Below are 20,705 nucleotides of genomic sequence, written 5' to 3'. Positions count from 1 at the left end.
AAACCGGCCTCAGCCGGTTATATATGTATGGTTATTGTAAGGATTAGTGCACATTCCTGGAAGGATATGAATTAACAGAGCGAGCGCCGAAATCGTCCTGGGCAAACTTTCCTTTCAAGCTCTCGATCAAATAAAGCCCCATCAAATCATAAAGCTCCTGCTTATCAAGGTCCTGGATGATCTTCAACAAGTCTTCTCGGCTCATTTCTTCAAGGAAGGCAAAAGCGAGCATATCGATATCCTCTTCATCACCGGTCAATTTATTGCGGTATAGTTCGTATAGCTCATCAATCAGTTTCATGAATTTCACCTCTCCTTCTTGATCGTCCATAATTCCTTATACTTATTTAATACCCTCCAATGGAAAAATTATGCCTTGAAATTGAAGTATTTCCCTATTGGGTGCGCTGTATGCTTATATCTATATTTGGTCTAATTTTAACATACAGACAACTCTAAGAGTAATTTGGAGGGCAGAAAAAATTATTTATTTTATAGATATTCAGTATAAACGAATATAGACGCAGGGAACGATATCCTTGAGGTGAGGCATATGCCAGAAGGCAAAAAAACATATTACATCAACATCAGTGAAGGCCATATTTCACGCGAATCAACTGCATCTCCATGGAATTTTAAAATTGAGGCAAATGACGAGGAAATCACCGCATTGAGAGAAATATTTGACCAGAGCCACTCCACAGGCTGGCAAAATTTCATGAGAGCGCATGTTCCGTATGTCCAGTATCACTATGACCGTGAAAATGACGCCCTCGACAGACAGCTGATCCAAACATATGAAATGATTCATAAACTTGGTGACGAAGAAGCCAGGAACCACATTGAAAGCATGGGAATCCTTCCTGAAAAATAGAGCAGCCGCAGACAATCGTCTGCGGTTTATTCATTTTCTGATTTTCTATATAATTAGGACATGAATTAAAGGCGGGGAGAGTTTTCATGGAGAAGTTTAAAGATAGGAACGGCGGAGATGTAATTTTATGCTTTCAGGAAAACGCCTTTGAAAAAAGTGCGCGCCATGTGCTGGTCATTTGTAAATATCAGGGGAAATGGCTTTTGACCAATCATAGTGTCAGAGGTCTTGAGTTTCCAGGCGGCAAAATGGAAACAGGCGAAACTCTGGAGGACGCAGCCCGACGTGAGGTTATGGAGGAGACGGGCGCAATCCTAAGCAGGCTTGTCAGTATTGGTGAGTATCAGGTGAGTGATGAAGAAGGTTCGTTTGTTAAAAGAATCTTTTATGGAGAAGCAGAAAAGATTGTGCAGCAGGAAGACTACATGGAAACCGGCGGCCCAGTACTGGTGGGTGGAGATATGCTGTTGGAAAGAATGAAAGACGAGTACAGTTTTATCATGAAAGACGATGTAATGAAGCATAGCCTTGAATTTTTAAGGTGAAAATCAATGAAAAGAGTAGGCCACTCTTGGAATATCGCCGCTATTTAGTTGTTATTGTTAAAATAAATCCAGTAACTGTGCGCGCCAACATCAGTTTAATGGCGGATCCTATTAGCGAAGTACACTTTATTGACGAAAACCTGATTTTATTGGCGAAGTTCACAACTTTATTGGCGAAAATCTGATTTTATTGGCGAAGTTCACAACTTTATTGGCGATAATTTAAATTTATTGGCGCTGTCACGACTAATTCTAAATAAGCACCCATTTTAAAACTAAAAAAGAAGCCGGACCTCCCGGCTTCTTTACTGGTCGCTTTTGATCAGTTTCTTTTCGAGCAGTTCGACCAACTGATACATCACCGTGGCAAACAATGCGATGACAAGAAGCGATAAATAGACGAGCGTGAAATTGAAAACCTGGAAACCGTAGATGATCATATATCCAAGGCCTCGGGCGGAAACGAGGAATTCTCCGACAATGACTCCAACCCAGGACAACCCGACATTCACTTTCAAGGTCGAAATGATGGTCGGGAAGGAAGCTGGCAAGATTGCCTCCCTGAAGCATTGCGTCCTTGTAGCTCCAAATGTCTGAAGCACCTTCAGATAGTTTGGGTCAACCTCTTTAAAAGCGGTATAAACAACAATTGTCGTGATGATCACGGAGATGATCGCTCCCATCGCTATGATGGAGGTCATGTTGGTTCCGAGCGCAACAATCAAAATTGGGCCAAGAGCAACCTTTGGCATTGAATTCAAAATTACGAGATATGGATCCAAAATCTTGGAAAGCAACGGGGACCACCACAATATTGCTGCGAGTATCGTACCTGCGAGTGTACCGAGAATAAACCCAAGTACGGTTTCAGCCAATGTGACTCCAAGGTTAACTGCCAGTGACCCATCCATTGTCTTCTCAATTAACATATTCCATATTTTTGACGGCGAACTGAATAGGAGAGGGTCGATCCATTTCTGCTGGCTTGAGATTTCCCACAGAGCAAAAAAGGCAATGAAAATCAGCAATTGATAGATACGGACCGTTTTTCGCTCTCTGCTTAATTTTTTAAGATACTCTTGATGGAGGAGTTCAGTTTGCTTCTGGTTCAATCGATTCCAACTCCTTCCATATTGTTTGGAACAGTTCATTATACAATGGGTGGTTCCTAGCCTCAAAAGGTCTCAAGTTTCTTAGCTCTTCTGGAATATCAAAAGTTCTATGCAAGCGTCCTGGCCTTGGTGAGAACAGGAAGATCCTATCGCTCATTGCAATCGCTTCTCCGATATCGTGTGTAACGAGAATCGCTGTTTTCCCGAATGTCTTGAATGTGGTTGAAACCAGGTCCTCAAGCTTTAATTTCGTTTGGTAATCCAGTGCGGAAAAAGGTTCGTCGAGCATAAGCAGTTTAGGCTCTGTTGCCAGTGTACGAACAAGTGCCACACGCTGGCGCATCCCGCCTGACAGCTGTTTTGGATACAGTTTTTCTACGTTTTCCAAACCCATTTGCCTTAGCAGCGATATAACCTCTTCTTTTTTTGAATCCTCCAAAGTCCCGCTAATCTTCAAGCCAAGAAAGATATTTTCCTCAATCGTTTTCCAAGGAAACAAATAATCCTGCTGCAGCATATATCCTGTTTGATTCGCAGCATCCTTGACAGTTTTACCTTCCAGTTTTACCTGTCCATCCGAGGGTTCAATCAACCCTGCGATAATTGAAAGCAGTGTTGTTTTGCCGCAGCCGCTCGGACCCAGGAAGGATACGAACTCTCCTTCCTGGACATCGAGTGAAATATCATTCAGTGCAGTGACAGCAGATGTTTTTGTAAAATAAGTGTGATGAATCCCTCTTAATGTCAAAAAGTCCATTTGGCTGCAACCTCCTGTTATTTCATGACTTCTTTGGCGACCTCAGTATTGACTAATGTGCCATGGCTGACTTCCTTAGGAAGTTCCCCTGCTTCATCCATGATATCCTGCAGGTTCTTCCATTCACTCTCATCCAAAATCGGGTCTGTCGCATAGGAACCTTGGCTCTTATAGCGGTCAACTACTGTCTCGATAAGCGTTAAATCTGTATCTTTAAAATACTCCTGGATTACTTCCGCGGTTTCTTTTGAACTGTGGGACTCTACCCATTGCTGCGCCTTATAGATAGCACGAGTGAACTTTTCAATTGTTTCTGGATTTTTTTTCATATAGCTTTGTTTCGACATAAATGTGGTATATGGTACATGACCAGACTCGGTTCCGAACGAAGCGACAATATGGCCTTTACCTTCTTTTTCGAATAAGCTAGCTTGCGGTTCGAATAGCTGGACAAAGTCTCCTGTACCGGAAGCAAAGGCATTTGGAATGTTCGCGTAATCAATATTTTGGATCATTTCTAAGTCTGCCTTTGGATCGATACCGTGTTTCTTTAGCACGAATTCACCGACCATTTGCGGCATTCCGCCTGTACGCTGACCGAGATAGGTGGACCCTTTTAACTGGTCCCAAGAGAAATCATCTATTTTTTCCCTGGAAACAAGGAATGTGCCATCGGTTTGCGTGAGCTGGGCAAAGTTAATGACAGGATCGTTTGAACCCTGAGCATACACATAGATGGAAGTTTCCGAACCAACGAGCGCAACATCCGCTGCATTCGACAGCACGGCGGTCATCGTCTTGTCACCGCCCCAAGTAGTTGTCAGCTCAATTTCTAAACCTTCATCTTCAAAAAATCCCTTTTCAAGGGCAACATATTGTGGAGCATAGAAGATTGAACGTGTCACCTCAGCAACTTTGACAGTCTGTACCTTGTCTTGACCGCAGGCTGCAAGAGGTATAATAAGTACAGCAATCAAAAATAAAGCAAAACCAGCTTTGAACCATTTTTTCATCATGATGCCTCCTAAAAATCTGTCTTATAATGGGCTTACAGTATCGTATGGAATCATCTAAAAATGTGTGAATGCCCAGGAACCAAATTTGGAAAAATTCATATATGAGGAGTGTTAACGTTGAAAAATGACGGGCAAATAATCTCAGCTTATAAATTTCCTTCCCCCAATCCGGCTGTCGAGCTGGAGTTGGTCACCTATTATGCAAGCGGCCTGAGGGTCAAGGGTCTTCTGGCTAAACCTGTTGATGGTAGTGGGACAGAAGGATTTTTGTATCTGCGCGGTGGTATTAAAAATGTAGGAAAGGTACGACCTGCCCGGATTGCACAATTTGCGTCAGAAGGCTTCACGGTTTTTGCACCTTTTTATCGGGGGAACCAGGGAGGAGAAGGGGATGAGGACTTTGGCGGCGACGACCGAGTCGATGCCTTTGCCGGATTCGAACTGCTTCAATCCTTGCCATGGGTTACTAGGATTCATGTTTTCGGGTTTTCACGCGGCGGTTTGATGGCATTGCTGACCGCCATTAAATTTCCAGAAACAGCGTCTGTTGTTACCTGGGGAGGGGTAACGGATATGTTTTTAACGTATGTAGAGAGAAAGGACCTGCGCAGGATGATGAAAAGAGTGATAGGCGGGTCGCCGAAAAAGGTACCAGGCAGGTATAAATTCAGGACTCCTTTGTATGATATGGAAAACTTGAAGGCACCGGTGCTGCTAATCCACGGCAGGAATGATCACAATGTGTCGGTTGAACACTCTTACAGGATTGAAAAGAGGCTTAAGGAGTTGGGCACACCTGTTGAAAGCTGGTATTTTGATGACTACACACACTACTTTCCGCCAGTAATGAACCGGAAAATTGTCGACGATTTAACGAATTGGATGAAATCACGCCAACAACAATGATAAAATAAAGTGAAGTTTATGATGAACAATAGAGGAGCGATTATAATGGGGATGCCATTAGAGTTAAATACAATGATTGTCACAAAGGGCCGGGAAAAGCGTCTCGAAGACAATTACTTCTCTTTGACCAAGGAAGGATACAGGCTCTATCCTGTTGATATTCCACTAGAAGTCAAAAAAACAATCGAAGGTGACCTAACAGGAACAGGTGTCATCACGAAAGTAGAGTGGACAGAAAAAACAACAACGCTTACGTATCAATTAGTTTCATTAAATTCAACCAATTAAACAGGGCGTTTTGTGCCCTGTTTTTTCTTTGAAACAGGAAGACAATAGTCATTCCTAAGTTCCGTTTTTGATAACTCCTTGGCAAAAGTAAATGGAGTAGCTCAAGCGAATATAAACTCTTCTTTAGCGCAAAAATAAGGAAAAAAGAAGGAGTTATGAATAGAATGGAACATAACCCTCAATTGACTTCATCAGAGGTTGCTGCCATGTGGGGAGCGTATATGCAAAATTCAATGGCTCACTGCATCGTACAGCATTTTGCAAAGGTAAATGAAGATACCACAATGACGGAAATCATAAATGATGCGTTATCAAATTGTAAATTCGTAGTGGATCAAGTCAAAACCCTTTTTGAAAAAGATAAACATGCACTGCCAATTGGTTTTACCCAGGAGGATGTGAATTTAAAGGCAGGCCGAGTGTATTCTGACCTTTTTGCATTAAGGTATATTAAATACATGGCTTCGGCAGGAACGGTGGCATCAGCAGCATTTCTCGAAGTTTTGGCAAGGAACGATGTAAGAGAGTTATTTTCGAAGACATCAGAGAAATTTATGAAACTGTATAATGATTCTTGTGACTTGCTTTTAAAAAAAGGCACATTCGTGCGCTCGCCAACAATTCCTCCAATGGAGAAAGCAGAATATCTTCAGGATGAATCCTTTTTATCCAGTTTAATCGGTAGACATCGGCCACTAACTGCTGTAGAACTGGCTCATATTTCTAAAAATACAGAGACGAATTCCATTGGCAGAACCTTTTTGGCTGGTTTTTCTCAAACAGCCCAATCACCAGAGGTAAGAAAATATATGGAAAGAGGTTCAGAAATAGCCGCTAAGCATGAAACTGTTTTTAGAGAAATATTAATAAAGGATGGAGTCCCGCTTCCAAGTACCTGGGATTCTGCGATATCTCAATCCATTGATCCGCCTTTTTCAGATAAGTTGATGATGTTTCAAACAAACAGTCTGGATGCGATCAGCGTTGGTGGCTACGGAACAGCAATTGGAGCAAGCTTAAGAAAGGATTTAGGCGGGCATTACACAAGACTTGTTACTGAAATCCTTCAGTATGCAAATGACGGGATTAAAATAATGATTAATAACAGATGGATGGAACAGCCTCCACAAAATGTTGACAGGGAAGCATTAAGAAACAGAAGTGATTAGTTTAGATTGTCATCAGAAAACCAATAGCTAATAGTTGTAGAAAAAGAAAAGGGCCATTTCCGATTGTACTGCACCCCAAAAGTTAGAGTGAAATTTAACTTTTGGGGTGTTTATTTATGGCTAAATATAGTGAGCGATTTAAGTTGATGCTAGTGAAGGAATATCAGGGAGGTACTTATGGTTATGACACACTGGCAAGTAAGTATGGCATGTCAAGCAGTTCACCAATTAAGAGATGGGTGAAGATCTATGAAAAGTTCGGAATGGAAGGTCTAATGAGGAAACTTCAAAAGAAGGTTTATCCTGTTCAATTTAAGTTGGATGTATTAAGCTTTATGACAAGAACAGGTTTTTCAGAAACGGAAACAGCCCTTCATTTTGGTTTAACTAACCCTCCAATCATAGCTTCATGGAAAAAAGCTTTTAATGAAGGTGGTGCTGAAGCCTTAGAAAACCCGAAAGGACGACCACCTATGTCTGATAAAGCTAAGAAAAGAAAAAATAAACAAACAGACGAAAAAGAAGAGACAAAGGAACAAAAGTTAGAAAGAGAAAATGAACTTCTTCGTCTTGAGGTAGAATATCTAAAAAAGTTGCGAGCTTTTCAGATGGATCCGGACGGCTATCTCGAAAAGCACAAGCAGCGTTATCATTCGAACTCAAAGAAACGTACAGATTAAAAGATGTTTTAACAATCGTCAATATTCCAGAGTCCTCCTATCATTATCATATTAAAAGAATGAAAAAGGAGAATCCTGACCTGGAGCTTGAAGAAACTATTCAATCAATTTTTGATGAAAATAACGGCAACTATGGCTATCGTCGTATTCAATTGGAATTGAGAAACCGAGAATATAATGTGAATCATAAGAAGGTTCAACGTATCATGAAGAAACTCGGACTCAAAGGAGACAAATTCATACGAAAAACTCGCAAGTACAGTTCTTACAAAGGGAAAGTAGGTACAATTTCCAAGTACCAAATCAATCGTCGTTTTCATACTACGGTATGCCACCAAAAATTAACAACAGATATTACAGAATTCAAGTGTTTAGATGGTGTAAAACTGTATCTAAATCCAATAATGGACATGTATAACGGTGAAATTCTTTCTTATGGGATAAGTATGCGCCCAACCTTGGAGCTCGCAATTAAACCCCTCAATGAGGCCCTTGAAATCACAAAGAATTCAAAGTACAGAACAACTGTACATAGTGATCAAGGATGGCATTATCAACATAGAAAATGGGTGAACACATTAAAGAAAAACAAAGTGTTTCAAAGTATGTCAAGAAAAGGAAACTGTATTGATAATTCACCTATAGAGAACTTCTTTGGTCTATTGAAGCAGGAGATGTATCATGGCCAAGAAAGATGCTCGTTTGAAGATTTAAAGAAGAGGATTGAAGAATATATCCATTATTATAATAACAAGCGTATTAAGCAAAAATTGGCTGGCATGAGCCCCGTTCAATACCGGATTCACACCAGCCAATTCGCTGCGTAATATTAAGCTCTACCTTTTTGGGGTCACATCAGATTGGAAATGGCCTTTATGATTATTTCGCTGTTGGTCCGCCTTTTTCTTCGATCACAGATGGTACGTTTGTGAACTTTTTGAAGTTTTCGCGGAATTTGCCTGCGAGTTCGTTAGCTTTTGCGTAATATGCTTCTTTGTCGCTCCATGTCTTGACTGGCTGAAGGACATCGTCTGGTACTCCTGGTACATGTGCCGGGATATCCAGGCCGAAGATTTCGTCTTTGACGGTTTCGACATTGTTCAGTTCGCCTTCAAGTGCTGCCTGGACCATTGCACGAGTGTAGGCCAGCTTCATGCGGCTTCCTGTGCCGTATTCTCCGCCTGTCCATCCTGTGTTCACGAGGAATACCTTCGCATTGTGCTCATCGATCTTTTCACCGAGCATTTCCGCATATCTTGTTGCTGCAAGCGGAAGGAAAGGTGATCCGAAGCAAGTTGAGAACGTTGCCTGCGGAGAAGTGATGCCGCGCTCGGTTCCAGCAAGCTTAGATGTATATCCGCTCAAGAAGTGGTACATTGCCTGTTCTTTCGTTAGCTTGGCGATTGGAGGCAATACTCCGAATGCATCAGCAGTCAGGAAGACGATCGCGTTTGGATGTCCGGCAATGCTTGGGTCCACGATGTTTTCGATCGCCTGAATCGGATAGGCTGCACGAGTATTTTCAGTCAGGCTGCCATCATCATAATCTGCCACACGTGTTTCTTCATCGACGACGACATTTTCAAGCACTGAACCAAAACGAATCGCGTCATAAATCTGCGGTTCTTTTTCCTTCGATAAGTTGATACACTTTGCGTAGCAGCCGCCTTCGATGTTGAACACACCGTTAGCTGACCAGCCATGCTCATCATCACCAATCAAACGACGATTGTTATCAGCTGAAAGAGTCGTTTTTCCTGTTCCGGACAGACCGAAGAACAAGGCTACATCGCCTTCGCGTCCCACGTTTGCAGAGCAGTGCATGGAAAGAATGCCGCTTTCAGGCAGAAGGTAGTTCATCACAGAGAAAATGGACTTCTTCATTTCGCCCGCATATTCCGTTCCGCCGATCAACACGACGCGCTGTTCGAAGGAGACGATGATGAATGTTTCGGAATTTGTTCCATCAACTTTTGGATCCGCTTTGAATGTTGGGGCAGAGATCACCGTGAATTCAGACTCATGGTCCACAAGCTCTTCCTCTGTTGGGCGGATGAACAATTGATGGGCGAAAAGGTTATGCCAGGCGTATTCATTGATGACCTGGATCGGAAGGCGGTGTTTTGTGTCAGCACCTGCAAATCCTTTGAATACAAATACTTCTTCTTTTTCTGTAAGGAAATTCAATACCTTATTATATAGTTTTGTGAAAGATTCCTCTGAAATCGGCTGGTTAACAGAGCCCCAGTCAATTTTGTCCTTTACGGACTCTTCTTCAACAATGAATTTATCTTTAGGTGAACGGCCAGTATACTTACCAGTTGTCGCTCGTACAGCGCCAGTTGAAGTCAGGAGCCCTTCATTTCGGTTCAGGACTTTTTCAACAAGCTGGGGAACGGATAACTGGATTTGCACATTGCTGCCACTTAATAATGCTGAAAGTTCATTTGATATTCCTACAACATTCATCGGAGAATACCTTCCTTTTTTAAAAGATTAATAATTTTGTAAGTGTTTACATCTCGATATTAGTATAACACATTTGTTCGATTAATCTATACTAATCGCTCGAAAAATTACCATGTACCTATCTTGCGTTATATAATTCTTTCTTTATATAGTCAAGCGAAAAGGATGCTTTTCAAGACCATTTTAGTTTACAGAAAAACTTTCAACAACAATCGACAATTTTACCGAGAAAACCATTGACATGCCATTATAGTTTCGTTATGATTTGGACTTGAACGGATACTCTCTTATCCCGAGCTGGTGGAGGGACAGGCCCAATGAAACCCAGCAACCTGCAGACGTGAAAAAACAGCTTTTTGGAATGCTGGCCTTTTTCCGGGCAAAGGTGCTAACCTGACGCAAGGGAACTGCCCTTGAACGATAAGAGCGAAAGGCGCGGATTTAAGCTAAAACCTTTCCTCGTAAATGGAGAGGTTTTTTATATTGCTTTTTTCTGTCCAATGCATTGATTTGCAGCTGGAATGCCTTCTTAGGTGTCATTGCTCCCGTGGGTGAGATTAGGAAAAAAAGATATTCACCATGAATCCTAAACAAATTTTTCTAATAAAAACTCAGCGTTTATTTCATACTACATAGGGAATGAGTACCGTATCAACCCGAGGTCTGTATTGGGACAGCCTCGATCAATTTTTATACATGAGGGAGGAACTCAGATGTCAAACAAACGCCGTTTGTTCACTTCTGAATCAGTAACAGAAGGCCATCCGGATAAAATTTGCGACCAGATTTCTGACGCGATTTTGGATGCGATCCTTGCAAAAGATGCTAATGCACGTGTTGCTGCTGAAACATCAGTTACGACAGGCCTTGTACTAGTTGCAGGCGAAATCACTACATCTACATACGTAGATATTCCGAAAATTGTTCGTGAAACCGTCAAGGAAATTGGCTATACTCGCGCTAAGTATGGTTTCGACTCTGAAACTTGCGCAGTTTTGACTTCCATTGACGAGCAGTCTGCTGACATCGCTATGGGTGTTGACCAGGCTCTTGAAGCACGTGAAGGACAAATGTCAGATGCAGAAATCGAAGCAATCGGCGCTGGGGACCAGGGCTTGATGTTCGGTTTTGCATGTAATGAAACGAAAGAGCTTATGCCTCTTCCGATTTCATTGGCTCACAAGCTTTCACGCCGCCTGACTGAGGTGCGCAAGGAAGAGATCCTTCCATACCTCCGTCCAGACGGTAAAACTCAAGTAACGGTTGAATACGATGAAAACGACAAGCCAGTCCGCATCGATACGATCGTTATCTCAACTCAGCACCATCCTGAAGTTTCGCTTGAGCAAATCCAGCGCAATCTTAAGGAACACGTGATCAACCCTGTCGTACCAGCAGAATTGATCGACGAGAACACAAAATACTTCATCAACCCAACTGGCCGTTTCGTAATCGGTGGTCCACAGGGTGATGCTGGTCTTACTGGCCGTAAAATCATTGTTGATACTTATGGCGGATACGCTCGCCACGGCGGAGGCGCATTCTCCGGTAAGGATCCTACAAAAGTTGACCGTTCAGCGGCATACGCTGCACGTTACGTTGCGAAAAACATCGTAGCTGCCGGCCTTGCTGAAAAAGTTGAAGTTCAGCTTGCATACGCAATCGGTGTTGCCCGTCCGGTATCCATTTCAATCGATACTTTTGGAACAGGCAAAGTAAGCGAGGATGTACTAATCGATGTTGTTGAAAGCAACTTCGACCTTCGCCCTGCTGGAATCATCAACATGCTTGACCTGCGCAAGCCAATCTACAAGCAGACAGCTGCTTACGGTCACTTTGGCCGTTCTGACGTTGACCTTCCATGGGAGCGTACAGACAAGGCTGAGACGCTTCGCACTCAGGCACAAGGAAAATAAAAAATACAAGGGGAGTTGCATAGAAATATGTAACTCCCCTTATTATTTGCCGTCTAATCAAGGAACACCAAAAAGTGTCACCAGGTTTGTGTATGGTCCAAAAGGTGTAAAATAAAGTATTACCTTAAATTTCCCTTAGATTTTACTGCAAAAATTTTACGTTTAATGATAGTATTAGATGGTATGTTTTTAGCTAGTAAATCACTGGGAAATAACAATAAATTTTTTTGAAATGGAGAAGGTGAAGTACATAATGTGTGGCTTTATCGGTTGTGTACATGAGAATGCACAAAAGTTCAGCGGCGATGATAAGCAGCTGTTTAAAAATATGAATGACATCATTACCCATCGCGGTCCTGATGATGATGGTTATTTCTATGATGAGCATATCCAATTTGGCTTCCGCCGCCTGAGTATCATTGATCTTGAGGCTGGCCATCAGCCATTGACCTATGAAAATGAGCGCTACTGGATCATTTTCAACGGGGAAATCTACAATTATCTTGAGCTTCGCGAAGAGTTGATTGAAGAAGGACTAAGCTTCGAAACTCATTCGGATACGGAAGTCATCATTGCTCTTTATAGCCATCTAAAAGAGCAGGCTGTCGACAAGCTGCGCGGCATGTTCGCATTTGTCATCTGGGATAAAGAGGAGCAGGTTCTTTACGGTGCTCGTGACCATTTCGGCATTAAGCCTTTCTTCTATTTTGAAGATGGCGACCGCACGTTCTTTGGTTCGGAGAAAAAGAGCATCCTGCTTGCGCTCGAAAACGACGTCCTTGATTACAAGGCATTGCAGCACTATTTGACTTATCAATTCGTTCCAGAACCAAACACAATGTCAGAAGGCATCTACAAGCTTGAGCCGGGGCATTATTTTACAAAGAAAATCGGTTCACCGATGGAAATCAAGCGTTATTGGAAAGCGAGCTTCTCGCCGATCCACAAAACCGAGGATGAATTCACGAAGGAAATCAGGGACGTCCTGTTCGATTCCGTGAAGATCCACATGCGCAGTGATGTGCCGGTTGGTTCTTTCCTTTCTGGCGGAATTGATTCCTCGATCATCGCGTCAATTGCAAAGCAATACCATCCGGGAATCAAGACATTCTCTGTTGGTTTTGAGCAGAACGGATTCAGTGAAATTGATGTCGCGAAAGAAACGGCTGAACGACTTGGCGTAGAGAACATCAGCTATGTGATCAGCCCGCAGGAATATATGGATGAACTTCCTAAAATCATGTGGCATATGGATGACCCGCTTGCAGATCCTGCAGCTATCCCTTTGTATTTCGTTGCTCGTGAAGCAAGAAAGCATGTAACGGTTGTCTTATCAGGTGAAGGTGCGGATGAATTGTTCGGCGGATATAATATCTATCGTGAACCGCAGGATCTTGAAATGTTCAACAAAATCCCTCAGGCAGGGAAGGTCATGCTGAAAGGTATCGCGAAAATGATGCCAGAGGGAATGAAGGGGAAGAGTTTCATTGAACGCGGCGTGACGCCAATGGAAGAGCGTTATATAGGCAATGCGAAGATGTTCACTGAAAAAGAGAAGAGCGAATTGCTGCACGTATATAACGGCCAGTACGATTACAGGGATATCACTAAGCCTCTTTACAGAGAGAGCAGAGGATATGACCCGGTTGATACGATGCAATATATCGATATCCATACATGGATGCGCGGCGACATTTTATTGAAGGCTGATAAAATGACAATGGCTCATTCTTTGGAGCTTCGTGTTCCATTCCTGGATAAGATGGTGTTCGAAACAGCTTCGAAGATTCCGACAAGCATGAAGACGGCTAACAATACTACGAAGTATATTTTACGTAAAGCAGCTGAAGGTGTGGTTCCTGAGCACGTTTTAACCCGTAAGAAGCTAGGCTTCCCGGTACCGATCCGCCACTGGCTGAAGAACGAAATGAACGAATGGGCAAAGAATATCATCAAGGAAAGCAACACAGAACATCTCATCAATAAGTCATACCTAATGAAACTATTGGATGACCATTGCCAGAACAAGGCGGATAACAGCCGCAAAATCTGGACTGTCCTGATGTTCATGATGTGGCATGATGTTTATGTCGAAAAAAAATACTCCTTCCAGAAGGAGTATGAGGCTCAGAAAGTATTGCAGTCTTAATAATCAGGGAAGGTAGGTAATGGCCTGCCTTCCCATCTGCACCCAGGCTTCCACGAAGTCTTTCGTGGGTGCTTTTTTATTTTTTTCGCCTGTCAACGGGTCATTGAAGTAAACGAAATTTTCATCATAGCCAGTAATCAGGACAGAGTGTTCCTTCATTGTTACTTTTACGGGGCCTTCAGGCGTGTACCATGTCTGGAAAAAGCTATCGTCCAGCTTTTCATATTCAGTATTCGTGATGATCCAAACCGGCCTGTCATCAGACAGATGGATTTTCAGCTCCTGAAATTCTGCATTCGTCAAATCCTTTATTTTGCCTGGGAGATACTGTTCTGCCAGTTCAGCAATCGGCTTATGGTAGACTCCAAGCCCTGGTTCTGTGTAGGTGTACATATTGCCGACAAAACCCTCATTCGGATCACCAAAATAAATTTTGCCATCATTGAGACGATATTGAGCAGGGTTTTTCTTCACTTCTTTCGCAAGTGACAGCTTGTCCGCCTGAAGCCCTCCATGCTGAAGGAGCATAGCCAGGCTCGTGACCTCGCATCCTCTCGGCAGCTCTGGCATTTGCCAGATGGCTGGCGCATCGAGGAGTACCTGTTTCTTTATAGGAATAATCGCTGGTTCATAATTTTCTATGATCACAGGTGCCTTTTCTGCAGCAGATTCAGGCTCGTCAAGCCAGCTTTTCACCGACTGAACAGCCTTGGCAACATGGGAAGCCTGAAGATTTTCCATCAAGAAAGCCCCGAGGATCGATGTAAAAACAAACAGGAACATCAAAATAGATTTCATCATGCTATTTTGTGTTCGGATCAACAGATAAAACAAGATGATCAGCGGTATGATTGCCGCAAGCGGTAAATATAGTTTTTCCACATCCATCACCACGTCCGCATATTTAAAAAATGAAAGGGTATATTATATTATTTAGTATCGGACTGGTGAGGGAGTTTTTTAGTGAATCATTTATCTTTGTTCTGCAAACTTTTATAGTATTGTCCTTTTTCAGCGTATTCTCTGGATATGCGTTCCATATCACGGATGTCTTCTTCATTCAATTCACGGATGACCTTTGCCGGACGTCCAAAAGCAAGTGAGTTTGGCGGAATTTTCTTTCCCTGGGGAACGAGGCTGCCGGCACCGATAAAAGCACCTTCACCGATTTCAGCTTGGTCAAGGATAATCGCCCCCATGCCAATCAACGCTTTTTTCCTGATAATGCAGCTATGTAGGATGACCTGATGTCCGACCGTCACTTCGTCTTCAAGGATCAAGGGATTGTTTGGGCTCTGGTGCAGGACTGAGTTATCCTGGATATTCACTTTATTGCCAATTAAGGTCGGAGCGACATCGCCGCGGATTGAGCTATTGAACCAGACACTCGATTCCTCACCAATTTCGACATCTCCGGTAATTGTTACATAGTCCGCGATGAAAGCGGAATCTGCTATTTTAGGTGTTTTGCCTTTGTAAGGATAAATCATTGCACACACTCCTGTAATTTATTGATGCTTACCTTTTTATTTTTCGTTAATTATATATTATAGTTCTTTTAAAGAAAGAAAAAGTATTTGAGTGGGGGAATGGTCATGTGGAAATGGGAAGCTGATGGGGACGCTAAGGCTGTAATCGTGATGATTCATGGTGCACTGGAACATCATCACCGGTATGGCTGGCTGATTGAAGCCTGGCGCTCATCTGGATTTCATGTCATTATGGGTGATTTGCCTGGGCAGGGCATGACGACTAGAGCAAACCGTGGCCATATTGATTCCTTTGACGAATATATTTTGGAAGTGAAAGAGTGGGTCGAAGCGGCATATGACTTTGATCTTCCGGTATTTTTGCTTGGCCACAGCATGGGCGGTCTCGTTGCCATCCGCATGCTGCAGGAGGCACGGGTCGAAATTGCCGGCCTGATTTTGTCTTCGCCATGTCTTGGATTGGTTCATTATCCTTCAAAAATGCTGGATATGCTGTCGCACGGCTTGAATGTTATTGTGCCGAATTTGAGGATTTCTCCTGGCCTGTCAGTCGAGATGGCCACAAGGAATGAGGATGTCAGGGCAGTCGATGCGAATGACTCGCTTTACATCACAAAGGTATCGGTACGCTGGTACCGTGAGCTGGTCGCGGCAATGGAGCAGGCGTTTGAAAATATGGATAAAGTACAGGACGTCCCTACACTGCTTTTGCAGGGGGGCGATGATCGGATTGTCGATAAACGCTCAGTTAAGGAATGGTTCAATAATGCCCCGCTTTCGGAAAAACGTTATAAAGAGTGGCCAAAATGCTATCATGAAGTTTTCAATGAACCTGAACGCGAAGAGGTCTTTGACTATGCACATGATTTTGTCATCAGTCAGCTGAAGGCGATTGGATATGTTTATTAGAGATGGAAAGGGTGAAGATGCAGCATGATGATTCCATCAATGCCCATCAGTTTGATGTACCGTGTATACCGACAAGTCCTGCCTCAGGTCCATCGGGAGCTGGCATATTGGAAGAGCAGGGCTGAGGAAATCCCGAATCCTGAATTAAGAAGGCAGGCACTGGCCAGCATTGAGCATAAGACTTTCCATTGTGAAGGTGGGGCAATTTTAAGCCTGACCGCGAAAAAACAATATAAGCAGGCAATCCGGTTCATTGTCGCATACCAGACAATCAGCGATTATCTTGATAATCTCTGTGACCGCAGCACGTCACTGGACCCTGCGGATTTCTCGGCACTTCATGAGTCGATGGCAGATGCTCTCACCCTGGACAGCCAGCTGAAAAATTACTACCGTGAGCGGGAAGACCAGAATGATGGCGGCTACTTGATTGAGCTTGTGACCGTTTGCCGTGAAGTATTGGGTGAGCTTGAACATTATCATGAGATCCAGCAGCATTTGCAGGAGCTGTGTGATTATTACTGTGATCTGCAGATCCACAAGCATGTTGAGGTAAAAGAACGAGTTCCTCGCCTGCAATCATGGTTCGACGGACATCGTGAAGGGGTACCGGAGATGGAATGGTATGAGTTCTCCGCTTGCACCGGTTCAACGCTCGGCATCTTTTGCCTCGTCTCCTACGCGCTTCGCGATGATTTCAAACCGGAATACGCCGATAGCATCCGCAATGGTTATTTTCCATACATACAAGGGCTGCACATTTTGCTCGATTATTTCATCGATCAGGAGGAGGACCGTGAAGGCGGCGATTTGAACTTCTGTTTCTATTATGAAAATGAAGAAGCCTTATTCGAGCGGCTCCGGCATTTCGTGGAAAACGCCGACAATCACACAGCCCGATTGCCTCATCGGAAGTTCCACAAACTGATCAACCGCGGATTGCTAGGTGTTTATCTGTCCGATGAAAAAGTAAGACGCCAGGAGCGGATCAGGAAACTGGCCAGGGAAATGATCAAAACCGCCGGCCCCGTCAGCTACTTCTTTTATATCAATGGACGAGCCTATCGGTCATTGCAGAGATGGGTACCTTCGGGAGTTGTGAAGGCGTTTATAAAGTAGGGTGGTAGCCAGGGGATTTCCCCTGGCTTTTTAAGTATTCGTTTATGTGAAACTAGAGCAATTAATTTATGGTGTATGTGGGCTATCGGACACAAAATGAGTAAAGAGCTAACGATTTGTCCGATAGGGCTCTTCTAACGGACACAAAGTGAGAAAAGAGCCAACGATTTGTCCGATAGAGCCCTTCTAATGGACACAAAGTGAGAAAAGAGCTGTCGATTTGTCCGATAGAGCCCTTCTAACGGACACAAAGTGAGAAAAGAACCGTCGATTTGTCCGATAGAGTCCTTCTAATGGACACAAAGTGAGAAAAGAGCCGTCGATTTGTCCGATAGAGCCCTTCTAACGGACACAAAATGAGTAAAGAGCCAACGATTTGTCCGATAGAGCCCTTCTAATGGACACAAAGTGAGAAAAGAGCTGTCGATTTGTCCGATAGAGCCCTTCTAATGGACACAAAGTGAGAAAAGAGCCGTCGATTTGTCCGATAGAGCCCTTCTAATGGACACAAAGTGAGAAAAGAGCCGTCGATTTGTCCGATAGAGCCCTTCTAACGGACACAAAGTGAGAAAAGAGCCAACGATTTGTCCGATAGAGCCCTTCTAACGGACACAAAGTGAGAAAAGAGCCGTCGAATTGTCCGATAGAACTCTTCTAACGGAAACAAAATAAGAAAGAGGCCTCCGATATGTCCGATAGAGCAATCTGATACCCAAGTTTGAAGAAATGATGTTGTTCATTCAGCGTTTTTGAGTAGATTAAAAAGGATCCTTCAGAAAGAAGGACCCTATCTCTTCTCAATAGCAATAATAAATGGCGGATTGTTCTTTTGGTTCAGGAATTTATACTCTAATACGTGTGCGATATTCTGATCAAGTGATTTAACATACCTCAATAAGTAGTCTCTTTCCACTTTGCCTTCTGGGTGGCCATGGTAAATCACGATCACGATGATGCCTTCTGGGGCCATGATTCCCAACAGTTGGTCGATGGCCTGTATGGTTGTCTCAGGGACAGTGACGATGTCTTTATTGCCGCCGGGCAGGTAGCCGAGGTTGAAAACCGCGCCCGTTATTTTTCCAAAATGGAGCGGCGGAATGCATTCTGTGATGTCTTCATGTCCGGTATGGAAAAGTGTTACCTGATCCTGCAATCCATGGTCCCGAAGCTTTGTTTTACATGACATGAGTGCTTCATCTTGGATATCGAATCCATAAATCCTGCCGGAAGGGCCGACGAGGTTGGCTAAAAATAATGTGTCATGTCCGTTCCCTACTGTCGCATCGACCGCAATGTCGCCGGGCTTCACAGCCAGTTCAAGAAGGTTCCTGGCGAAAGGAAGAATTCGTTCAAGCTTCATTTTCAATCACCACTTTGTTTCCAGTATAAAATTTCCCCTGCCAGCTGTCGCGGCGCTTCAGTTCTTTATCAATACCATTCAGTACTTCCCATTTATTGACGCTCCACATCGGTCCGACCATCAGCTCAATCGGCCCATCTCCGGTAATTCGGTGAATGATCATTTCTGGAGGGAGGATTTCAAGCTGGTCACAAACCAATTTTACATAGTCCTCAAAATTAAGGAATTCGAGCAATCCTTTTTCATATTGCTTGACCATTGGAGTTCCTTTGAGCAGGTGGAGAAGGTGAATTTTGATTCCCTGCACGTCGAGTTTCGCTACTTCTTGTGCAGTCTCCATCATCATTTCAGGTGTTTCCTGAGGCAGTCCGTTGATGATATGCGAACACACTCTGATGCCATGCTTCCGGAGCTTGTCCACACCTTCTTTATACGTTTCATAATCATGAGCACGATTGATTAGGTTGGCTGTTTTTTCATGGACTGTCTGAAGGCCAAGCTCTACCCATAAATACGTTCGCTCATTAAGTTCAGCCAAGTATTCCACGACATCATCAGGCAGGCAATCCGGTCTGGTTGCAATGGATAGACCAACAACACCTTCTTCGTTCAATACTGTTTCGTATTTCTGACGAAGGACCTCAACCGGGGCGTGAGTATTAGTGAAAGCCTGGAAATAGGCCATGTACTTGCCATCTTTCCATTTCGTGTGCATTTTTTCTTTGATCTTTTTAAACTGTGTGCCGAGATCTTCTACTCTGTCACCTGCAAAATCACCTGAACCAGCGGCACTGCAAAAAGTGCAGCCGCCATGGGCTACCGTACCGTCACGGTTCGGACAATCAAATCCGCCATCAAGCGCCACTTTAAAAACCTTGTGGCCGAAATGGTTACGTAAATGGTAATTCCATGTATGGTATCGTTTATCATCTGTTGCGAAGTGAAAAGAGTTGGTCTGAATCATGCCAGAAACCTCCTAATAGCCTGTCTGTCAAAAAAACGAATAATAAAAATTGTACCATTTAGAGAACATGAATCCAATTGCAAAAAGATTACAAAAAGCTTTTGCCATCATTAAACATTCACAAAATCGTGATAGGAAAATGTATTGTGAACAAAATAAAGAAGAAGCAGACTTTGCTTCAGCACCAAGTAAAGGAGGGGCTGCAAATGGCAACACGTCAATCGGTTGACCAGTTACTTCAGCAATGTGAGGATGCAATCAACATGGCACAGGAACAATACAAGCAGGCCGCGACTCAGGAGCATTATACGAATGGCGATTTTACCAATGCACTGCAGGCACTTGAGGATGCATACAATGATCTGGCCAAGCTCGCTTTCAGCGCAAATGCACAACAGCGAGACCAGCTGCACCGGATGAGAATCCAGCTTCAGAATGTCCAGAACAATATGATTTTGCTTGATCACTAAAACAGGAGGGAAACATCTTGAAAAAGCGCTCAAAGCAGAACAATCCTGAACAAAAAACAAGGAATGGCGTCAATAACCAAGATCTCGAGCTTGGAATGGATCATGATCCGGTTAAAGAAGCGAAGAAAAAATATGAAAATAGCGGCGGCCAGCCAGTAAAATCAAAATTCCATCCTGAACCAGAGCAATCTTCATAAATTTGTAACACCCTCACTTCCAAAAGGGAAGTGAGGTTTTTTATTTTCTCTCAAGAACTGTCCAGCTCCAGCTCCTAGCCAGTTTTCATCCCTGAGAAAGCTTCCTCGAGTATCTTGCGAGAAGCGTCAGCTCTGAGCAGCTCGAGACGTTTTGACACTGCCAATGAAGTGAAAAAACGACTTCACTGGTCGGCCCTCCAGCGCTTGTCGGGGCTGATCAAGGCGCTTCCGCTTTTCTAATTAATCCCCCCGTTCACAAATCGGATAAAACTGACGAAAATTCCGTGATTTAAATCACAGATTGAGGGCTTTTAG

At 43.4% G+C, this 20,705-nt stretch carries 24 protein-coding genes and 1 riboswitch; of the genes, 15 read left to right on the top strand and 9 right to left on the bottom strand.

Features of this window, described 5'->3' with window-relative positions; translation table 11 throughout:
* Window positions 1-43 precede the first annotated feature (43 nt).
* A complete protein-coding gene (locus LGO15_RS19015; RefSeq protein WP_023626881.1) occupies window positions 44-301 on the bottom strand; it encodes a DUF6154 family protein in 258 nt (85 codons plus the stop codon).
* Between the two features lie 252 nt (window positions 302-553).
* Here LGO15_RS19015 and LGO15_RS19010 point away from each other — a divergent pair, with 252 nt between their 5' ends.
* The 3 genes from LGO15_RS19010 (at window position 554) to LGO15_RS19000 (ending at window position 1,604) form a co-directional block, all read left to right on the top strand.
* A complete protein-coding gene (locus tag LGO15_RS19010) occupies window positions 554-874 on the top strand; it encodes a hydrolase (RefSeq protein ID WP_167834347.1) in 321 nt (106 codons plus the stop codon).
* Between the two features lie 86 nt (window positions 875-960).
* Complete coding sequence (gene ytkD / locus LGO15_RS19005) at window positions 961-1,419, top strand: RNA deprotection pyrophosphohydrolase (RefSeq protein WP_226085558.1); 459 nt, start codon at window positions 961-963, stop codon at window positions 1,417-1,419.
* 26 nt (window positions 1,420-1,445) lie between these two features.
* A complete protein-coding gene (locus LGO15_RS19000; protein WP_226085557.1) occupies window positions 1,446-1,604 on the top strand; it encodes a hypothetical protein in 159 nt (52 codons plus the stop codon).
* Window positions 1,605-1,724: 120 nt separating this feature from the next.
* On the opposite strand, the gene LGO15_RS18995 is transcribed toward LGO15_RS19000, so the two are convergent.
* The 3 genes from LGO15_RS18995 to LGO15_RS18985 are packed head-to-tail and all read right to left on the bottom strand — an operon-like array spanning window position 1,725 to window position 4,301.
* Window positions 1,725-2,570 carry an ABC transporter permease gene (locus LGO15_RS18995; protein ID WP_413231355.1) on the bottom strand — a complete coding sequence of 282 codons (846 nt, stop codon included), beginning with the start codon at window positions 2,568-2,570 and terminating at the stop codon, window positions 1,725-1,727.
* Window positions 2,512-3,288, bottom strand: coding sequence for an ABC transporter ATP-binding protein (locus LGO15_RS18990; protein ID WP_226085555.1), 777 nt, complete (start codon window positions 3,286-3,288; stop codon window positions 2,512-2,514). Before LGO15_RS18990 ends, LGO15_RS18995 begins: the two co-directional genes overlap by 59 nt.
* 17 nt (window positions 3,289-3,305) lie before the next feature.
* On the bottom strand, window positions 3,306-4,301 hold the full coding sequence (locus LGO15_RS18985; protein WP_226087934.1) for an ABC transporter substrate-binding protein: 996 nt from the start codon (window positions 4,299-4,301) through the stop codon (window positions 3,306-3,308).
* A 120-nt stretch (window positions 4,302-4,421) separates the two neighbouring features.
* Here LGO15_RS18985 and LGO15_RS18980 point away from each other — a divergent pair, with 120 nt between their 5' ends.
* From LGO15_RS18980 to LGO15_RS18960, 5 genes are all read left to right on the top strand, one after another.
* On the top strand, window positions 4,422-5,210 hold the full coding sequence (locus tag LGO15_RS18980; protein ID WP_318999796.1) for an alpha/beta hydrolase family protein: 789 nt from the start codon (window positions 4,422-4,424) through the stop codon (window positions 5,208-5,210).
* A gap of 45 nt (window positions 5,211-5,255) precedes the next feature.
* A complete protein-coding gene (locus tag LGO15_RS18975) occupies window positions 5,256-5,498 on the top strand; it encodes a DUF2584 domain-containing protein (protein ID WP_167834342.1) in 243 nt (80 codons plus the stop codon).
* 155 nt (window positions 5,499-5,653) lie between these two features.
* Entirely contained in the window at window positions 5,654-6,667 is a 1,014-nt protein-coding gene (locus tag LGO15_RS18970; protein ID WP_226085553.1) for a DUF3231 family protein, read from the top strand.
* Window positions 6,668-6,783: 116 nt separating this feature from the next.
* Window positions 6,784-7,347 (top strand): helix-turn-helix domain-containing protein, encoded by a 564-nt coding sequence (locus LGO15_RS18965; protein WP_226085552.1) that lies wholly within the window; start codon window positions 6,784-6,786, stop codon window positions 7,345-7,347.
* On the top strand, window positions 7,248-8,174 hold the full coding sequence (locus LGO15_RS18960; RefSeq protein WP_226087933.1) for an IS3 family transposase: 927 nt from the start codon (window positions 7,248-7,250) through the stop codon (window positions 8,172-8,174). The genes LGO15_RS18965 and LGO15_RS18960 overlap by 100 nt, the downstream gene beginning before the upstream one ends.
* A 52-nt stretch (window positions 8,175-8,226) precedes the next feature.
* Here LGO15_RS18960 and pckA read toward each other — a convergent pair whose 3' ends face one another.
* Window positions 8,227-9,816, bottom strand: a complete 1,590-nt coding sequence (gene pckA / locus LGO15_RS18955) for a phosphoenolpyruvate carboxykinase (ATP) (RefSeq protein WP_226085551.1) — start codon at window positions 9,814-9,816, stop codon at window positions 8,227-8,229.
* Window positions 9,817-10,100: 284 nt separating this feature from the next.
* A riboswitch (SAM riboswitch) is annotated at window positions 10,101-10,243 on the top strand.
* Window positions 10,244-10,529: 286 nt separating this feature from the next.
* On the opposite strand from pckA, the gene metK reads away from it, so the two are divergent.
* A complete protein-coding gene (metK, locus tag LGO15_RS18950; protein ID WP_167834340.1) occupies window positions 10,530-11,732 on the top strand; it encodes a methionine adenosyltransferase in 1,203 nt (400 codons plus the stop codon).
* A 253-nt stretch (window positions 11,733-11,985) separates the two neighbouring features.
* Window positions 11,986-13,881 carry an asparagine synthase (glutamine-hydrolyzing) gene (gene asnB / locus LGO15_RS18945; RefSeq protein WP_226085550.1) on the top strand — a complete coding sequence of 632 codons (1,896 nt, stop codon included), beginning with the start codon at window positions 11,986-11,988 and terminating at the stop codon, window positions 13,879-13,881.
* Between the two features lie 3 nt (window positions 13,882-13,884).
* Here asnB and LGO15_RS18940 read toward each other — a convergent pair whose 3' ends face one another.
* Both LGO15_RS18940 and LGO15_RS18935 read right to left on the bottom strand, forming a co-directional pair.
* The gene (locus tag LGO15_RS18940; RefSeq protein ID WP_226085549.1) at window positions 13,885-14,769 is read right to left on the bottom strand and encodes a C39 family peptidase; all 885 of its coding nucleotides are present in this window, start codon (window positions 14,767-14,769) and stop codon (window positions 13,885-13,887) included.
* An 80-nt stretch (window positions 14,770-14,849) separates the two neighbouring features.
* Window positions 14,850-15,371: a gamma carbonic anhydrase gene (locus tag LGO15_RS18935; RefSeq protein ID WP_226085548.1), complete on the bottom strand. Its 522-nt coding sequence runs from the start codon at window positions 15,369-15,371 to the stop codon at window positions 14,850-14,852.
* A gap of 105 nt (window positions 15,372-15,476) precedes the next feature.
* Here LGO15_RS18935 and LGO15_RS18930 point away from each other — a divergent pair, with 105 nt between their 5' ends.
* Window positions 15,477-16,280, top strand: a complete 804-nt coding sequence (locus LGO15_RS18930; protein WP_226085547.1) for an alpha/beta hydrolase — start codon at window positions 15,477-15,479, stop codon at window positions 16,278-16,280.
* A 24-nt stretch (window positions 16,281-16,304) separates the two neighbouring features.
* Entirely contained in the window at window positions 16,305-17,399 is a 1,095-nt protein-coding gene (locus LGO15_RS18925; RefSeq protein WP_226085546.1) for a tetraprenyl-beta-curcumene synthase family protein, read from the top strand.
* A gap of 787 nt (window positions 17,400-18,186) precedes the next feature.
* Here the strand turns inward: LGO15_RS18925 and LGO15_RS18920 are convergent.
* Together LGO15_RS18920 and LGO15_RS18915 are read right to left on the bottom strand one after the other, a co-directional pair.
* Window positions 18,187-18,759 (bottom strand): tRNA 5-(aminomethyl)-2-thiouridylate-methyltransferase MnmM, encoded by a 573-nt coding sequence (locus LGO15_RS18920; RefSeq protein WP_167834489.1) that lies wholly within the window; start codon window positions 18,757-18,759, stop codon window positions 18,187-18,189.
* Window positions 18,749-19,723 (bottom strand): tRNA modification radical SAM protein MnmL/YtqA, encoded by a 975-nt coding sequence (locus LGO15_RS18915; RefSeq protein WP_167834490.1) that lies wholly within the window; start codon window positions 19,721-19,723, stop codon window positions 18,749-18,751. The genes LGO15_RS18920 and LGO15_RS18915 overlap by 11 nt, the downstream gene beginning before the upstream one ends.
* 67 nt (window positions 19,724-19,790) lie before the next feature.
* Here LGO15_RS18915 and LGO15_RS18910 point away from each other — a divergent pair, with 67 nt between their 5' ends.
* Genes LGO15_RS18910 through LGO15_RS18900 form a run of 3 tightly spaced genes read left to right on the top strand, consistent with a single transcriptional unit; the run spans window position 19,791 to window position 20,390 of the window.
* Window positions 19,791-19,952 (top strand): hypothetical protein, encoded by a 162-nt coding sequence (locus LGO15_RS18910; protein WP_226085545.1) that lies wholly within the window; start codon window positions 19,791-19,793, stop codon window positions 19,950-19,952.
* Complete coding sequence (locus tag LGO15_RS18905; protein WP_167834491.1) at window positions 19,930-20,193, top strand: YtzC family protein; 264 nt, start codon at window positions 19,930-19,932, stop codon at window positions 20,191-20,193. Before LGO15_RS18910 ends, LGO15_RS18905 begins: the two co-directional genes overlap by 23 nt.
* A 17-nt stretch (window positions 20,194-20,210) precedes the next feature.
* Window positions 20,211-20,390, top strand: coding sequence for a glycogen biosynthesis protein GlgD (locus LGO15_RS18900; RefSeq protein ID WP_167834492.1), 180 nt, complete (start codon window positions 20,211-20,213; stop codon window positions 20,388-20,390).
* Window positions 20,391-20,705 lie beyond the last annotated feature (315 nt).

This window comes from Mesobacillus sp. S13, from assembly GCF_020422885.1.
Lineage (GTDB): Bacteria > Bacillota > Bacilli > Bacillales > Cytobacillaceae > Mesobacillus > Mesobacillus selenatarsenatis_A.
Note: the sequence above shows the minus strand (reverse complement) of the source record. Positions and strands in the feature narration are given on the sequence as shown.

Excerpts from the sequence above, each read along its gene's own strand:
- pckA (WP_226085551.1), bottom strand. The coding sequence starts at position 9,816 with ATGAATGTTGTAGGAATATCAAATGAACTTTCAGCATTATTAAGTGGC.
- LGO15_RS18965 (WP_226085552.1), top strand. The coding sequence starts at position 6,784 with ATGGCTAAATATAGTGAGCGATTTAAGTTGATGCTAGTGAAGGAATAT.
- LGO15_RS18925 (WP_226085546.1), top strand. The coding sequence starts at position 16,305 with ATGATGATTCCATCAATGCCCATCAGTTTGATGTACCGTGTATACCGA.
- LGO15_RS18930 (WP_226085547.1), top strand. The coding sequence starts at position 15,477 with ATGTGGAAATGGGAAGCTGATGGGGACGCTAAGGCTGTAATCGTGATG.
- LGO15_RS18920 (WP_167834489.1), bottom strand. The coding sequence starts at position 18,759 with ATGAAGCTTGAACGAATTCTTCCTTTCGCCAGGAACCTTCTTGAACTG.
- LGO15_RS18910 (WP_226085545.1), top strand. The coding sequence starts at position 19,791 with ATGAATCCAATTGCAAAAAGATTACAAAAAGCTTTTGCCATCATTAAA.
- LGO15_RS18990 (WP_226085555.1), bottom strand. The coding sequence starts at position 3,288 with ATGGACTTTTTGACATTAAGAGGGATTCATCACACTTATTTTACAAAA.
- metK (WP_167834340.1), top strand. The coding sequence starts at position 10,530 with ATGTCAAACAAACGCCGTTTGTTCACTTCTGAATCAGTAACAGAAGGC.
- LGO15_RS18975 (WP_167834342.1), top strand. The coding sequence starts at position 5,256 with ATGGGGATGCCATTAGAGTTAAATACAATGATTGTCACAAAGGGCCGG.
- LGO15_RS18985 (WP_226087934.1), bottom strand. The coding sequence starts at position 4,301 with ATGAAAAAATGGTTCAAAGCTGGTTTTGCTTTATTTTTGATTGCTGTA.
- LGO15_RS18995 (WP_413231355.1), bottom strand. The coding sequence starts at position 2,570 with ATGAACTGTTCCAAACAATATGGAAGGAGTTGGAATCGATTGAACCAG.
- LGO15_RS18935 (WP_226085548.1), bottom strand. The coding sequence starts at position 15,371 with ATGATTTATCCTTACAAAGGCAAAACACCTAAAATAGCAGATTCCGCT.
- LGO15_RS19015 (WP_023626881.1), bottom strand. The coding sequence starts at position 301 with ATGAAACTGATTGATGAGCTATACGAACTATACCGCAATAAATTGACC.
- asnB (WP_226085550.1), top strand. The coding sequence starts at position 11,986 with ATGTGTGGCTTTATCGGTTGTGTACATGAGAATGCACAAAAGTTCAGC.
- LGO15_RS18915 (WP_167834490.1), bottom strand. The coding sequence starts at position 19,723 with ATGATTCAGACCAACTCTTTTCACTTCGCAACAGATGATAAACGATAC.
- LGO15_RS18940 (WP_226085549.1), bottom strand. The coding sequence starts at position 14,769 with ATGGATGTGGAAAAACTATATTTACCGCTTGCGGCAATCATACCGCTG.
- LGO15_RS18970 (WP_226085553.1), top strand. The coding sequence starts at position 5,654 with ATGAATAGAATGGAACATAACCCTCAATTGACTTCATCAGAGGTTGCT.
- LGO15_RS19010 (WP_167834347.1), top strand. The coding sequence starts at position 554 with ATGCCAGAAGGCAAAAAAACATATTACATCAACATCAGTGAAGGCCAT.
- LGO15_RS18905 (WP_167834491.1), top strand. The coding sequence starts at position 19,930 with ATGGCAACACGTCAATCGGTTGACCAGTTACTTCAGCAATGTGAGGAT.
- ytkD (WP_226085558.1), top strand. The coding sequence starts at position 961 with ATGGAGAAGTTTAAAGATAGGAACGGCGGAGATGTAATTTTATGCTTT.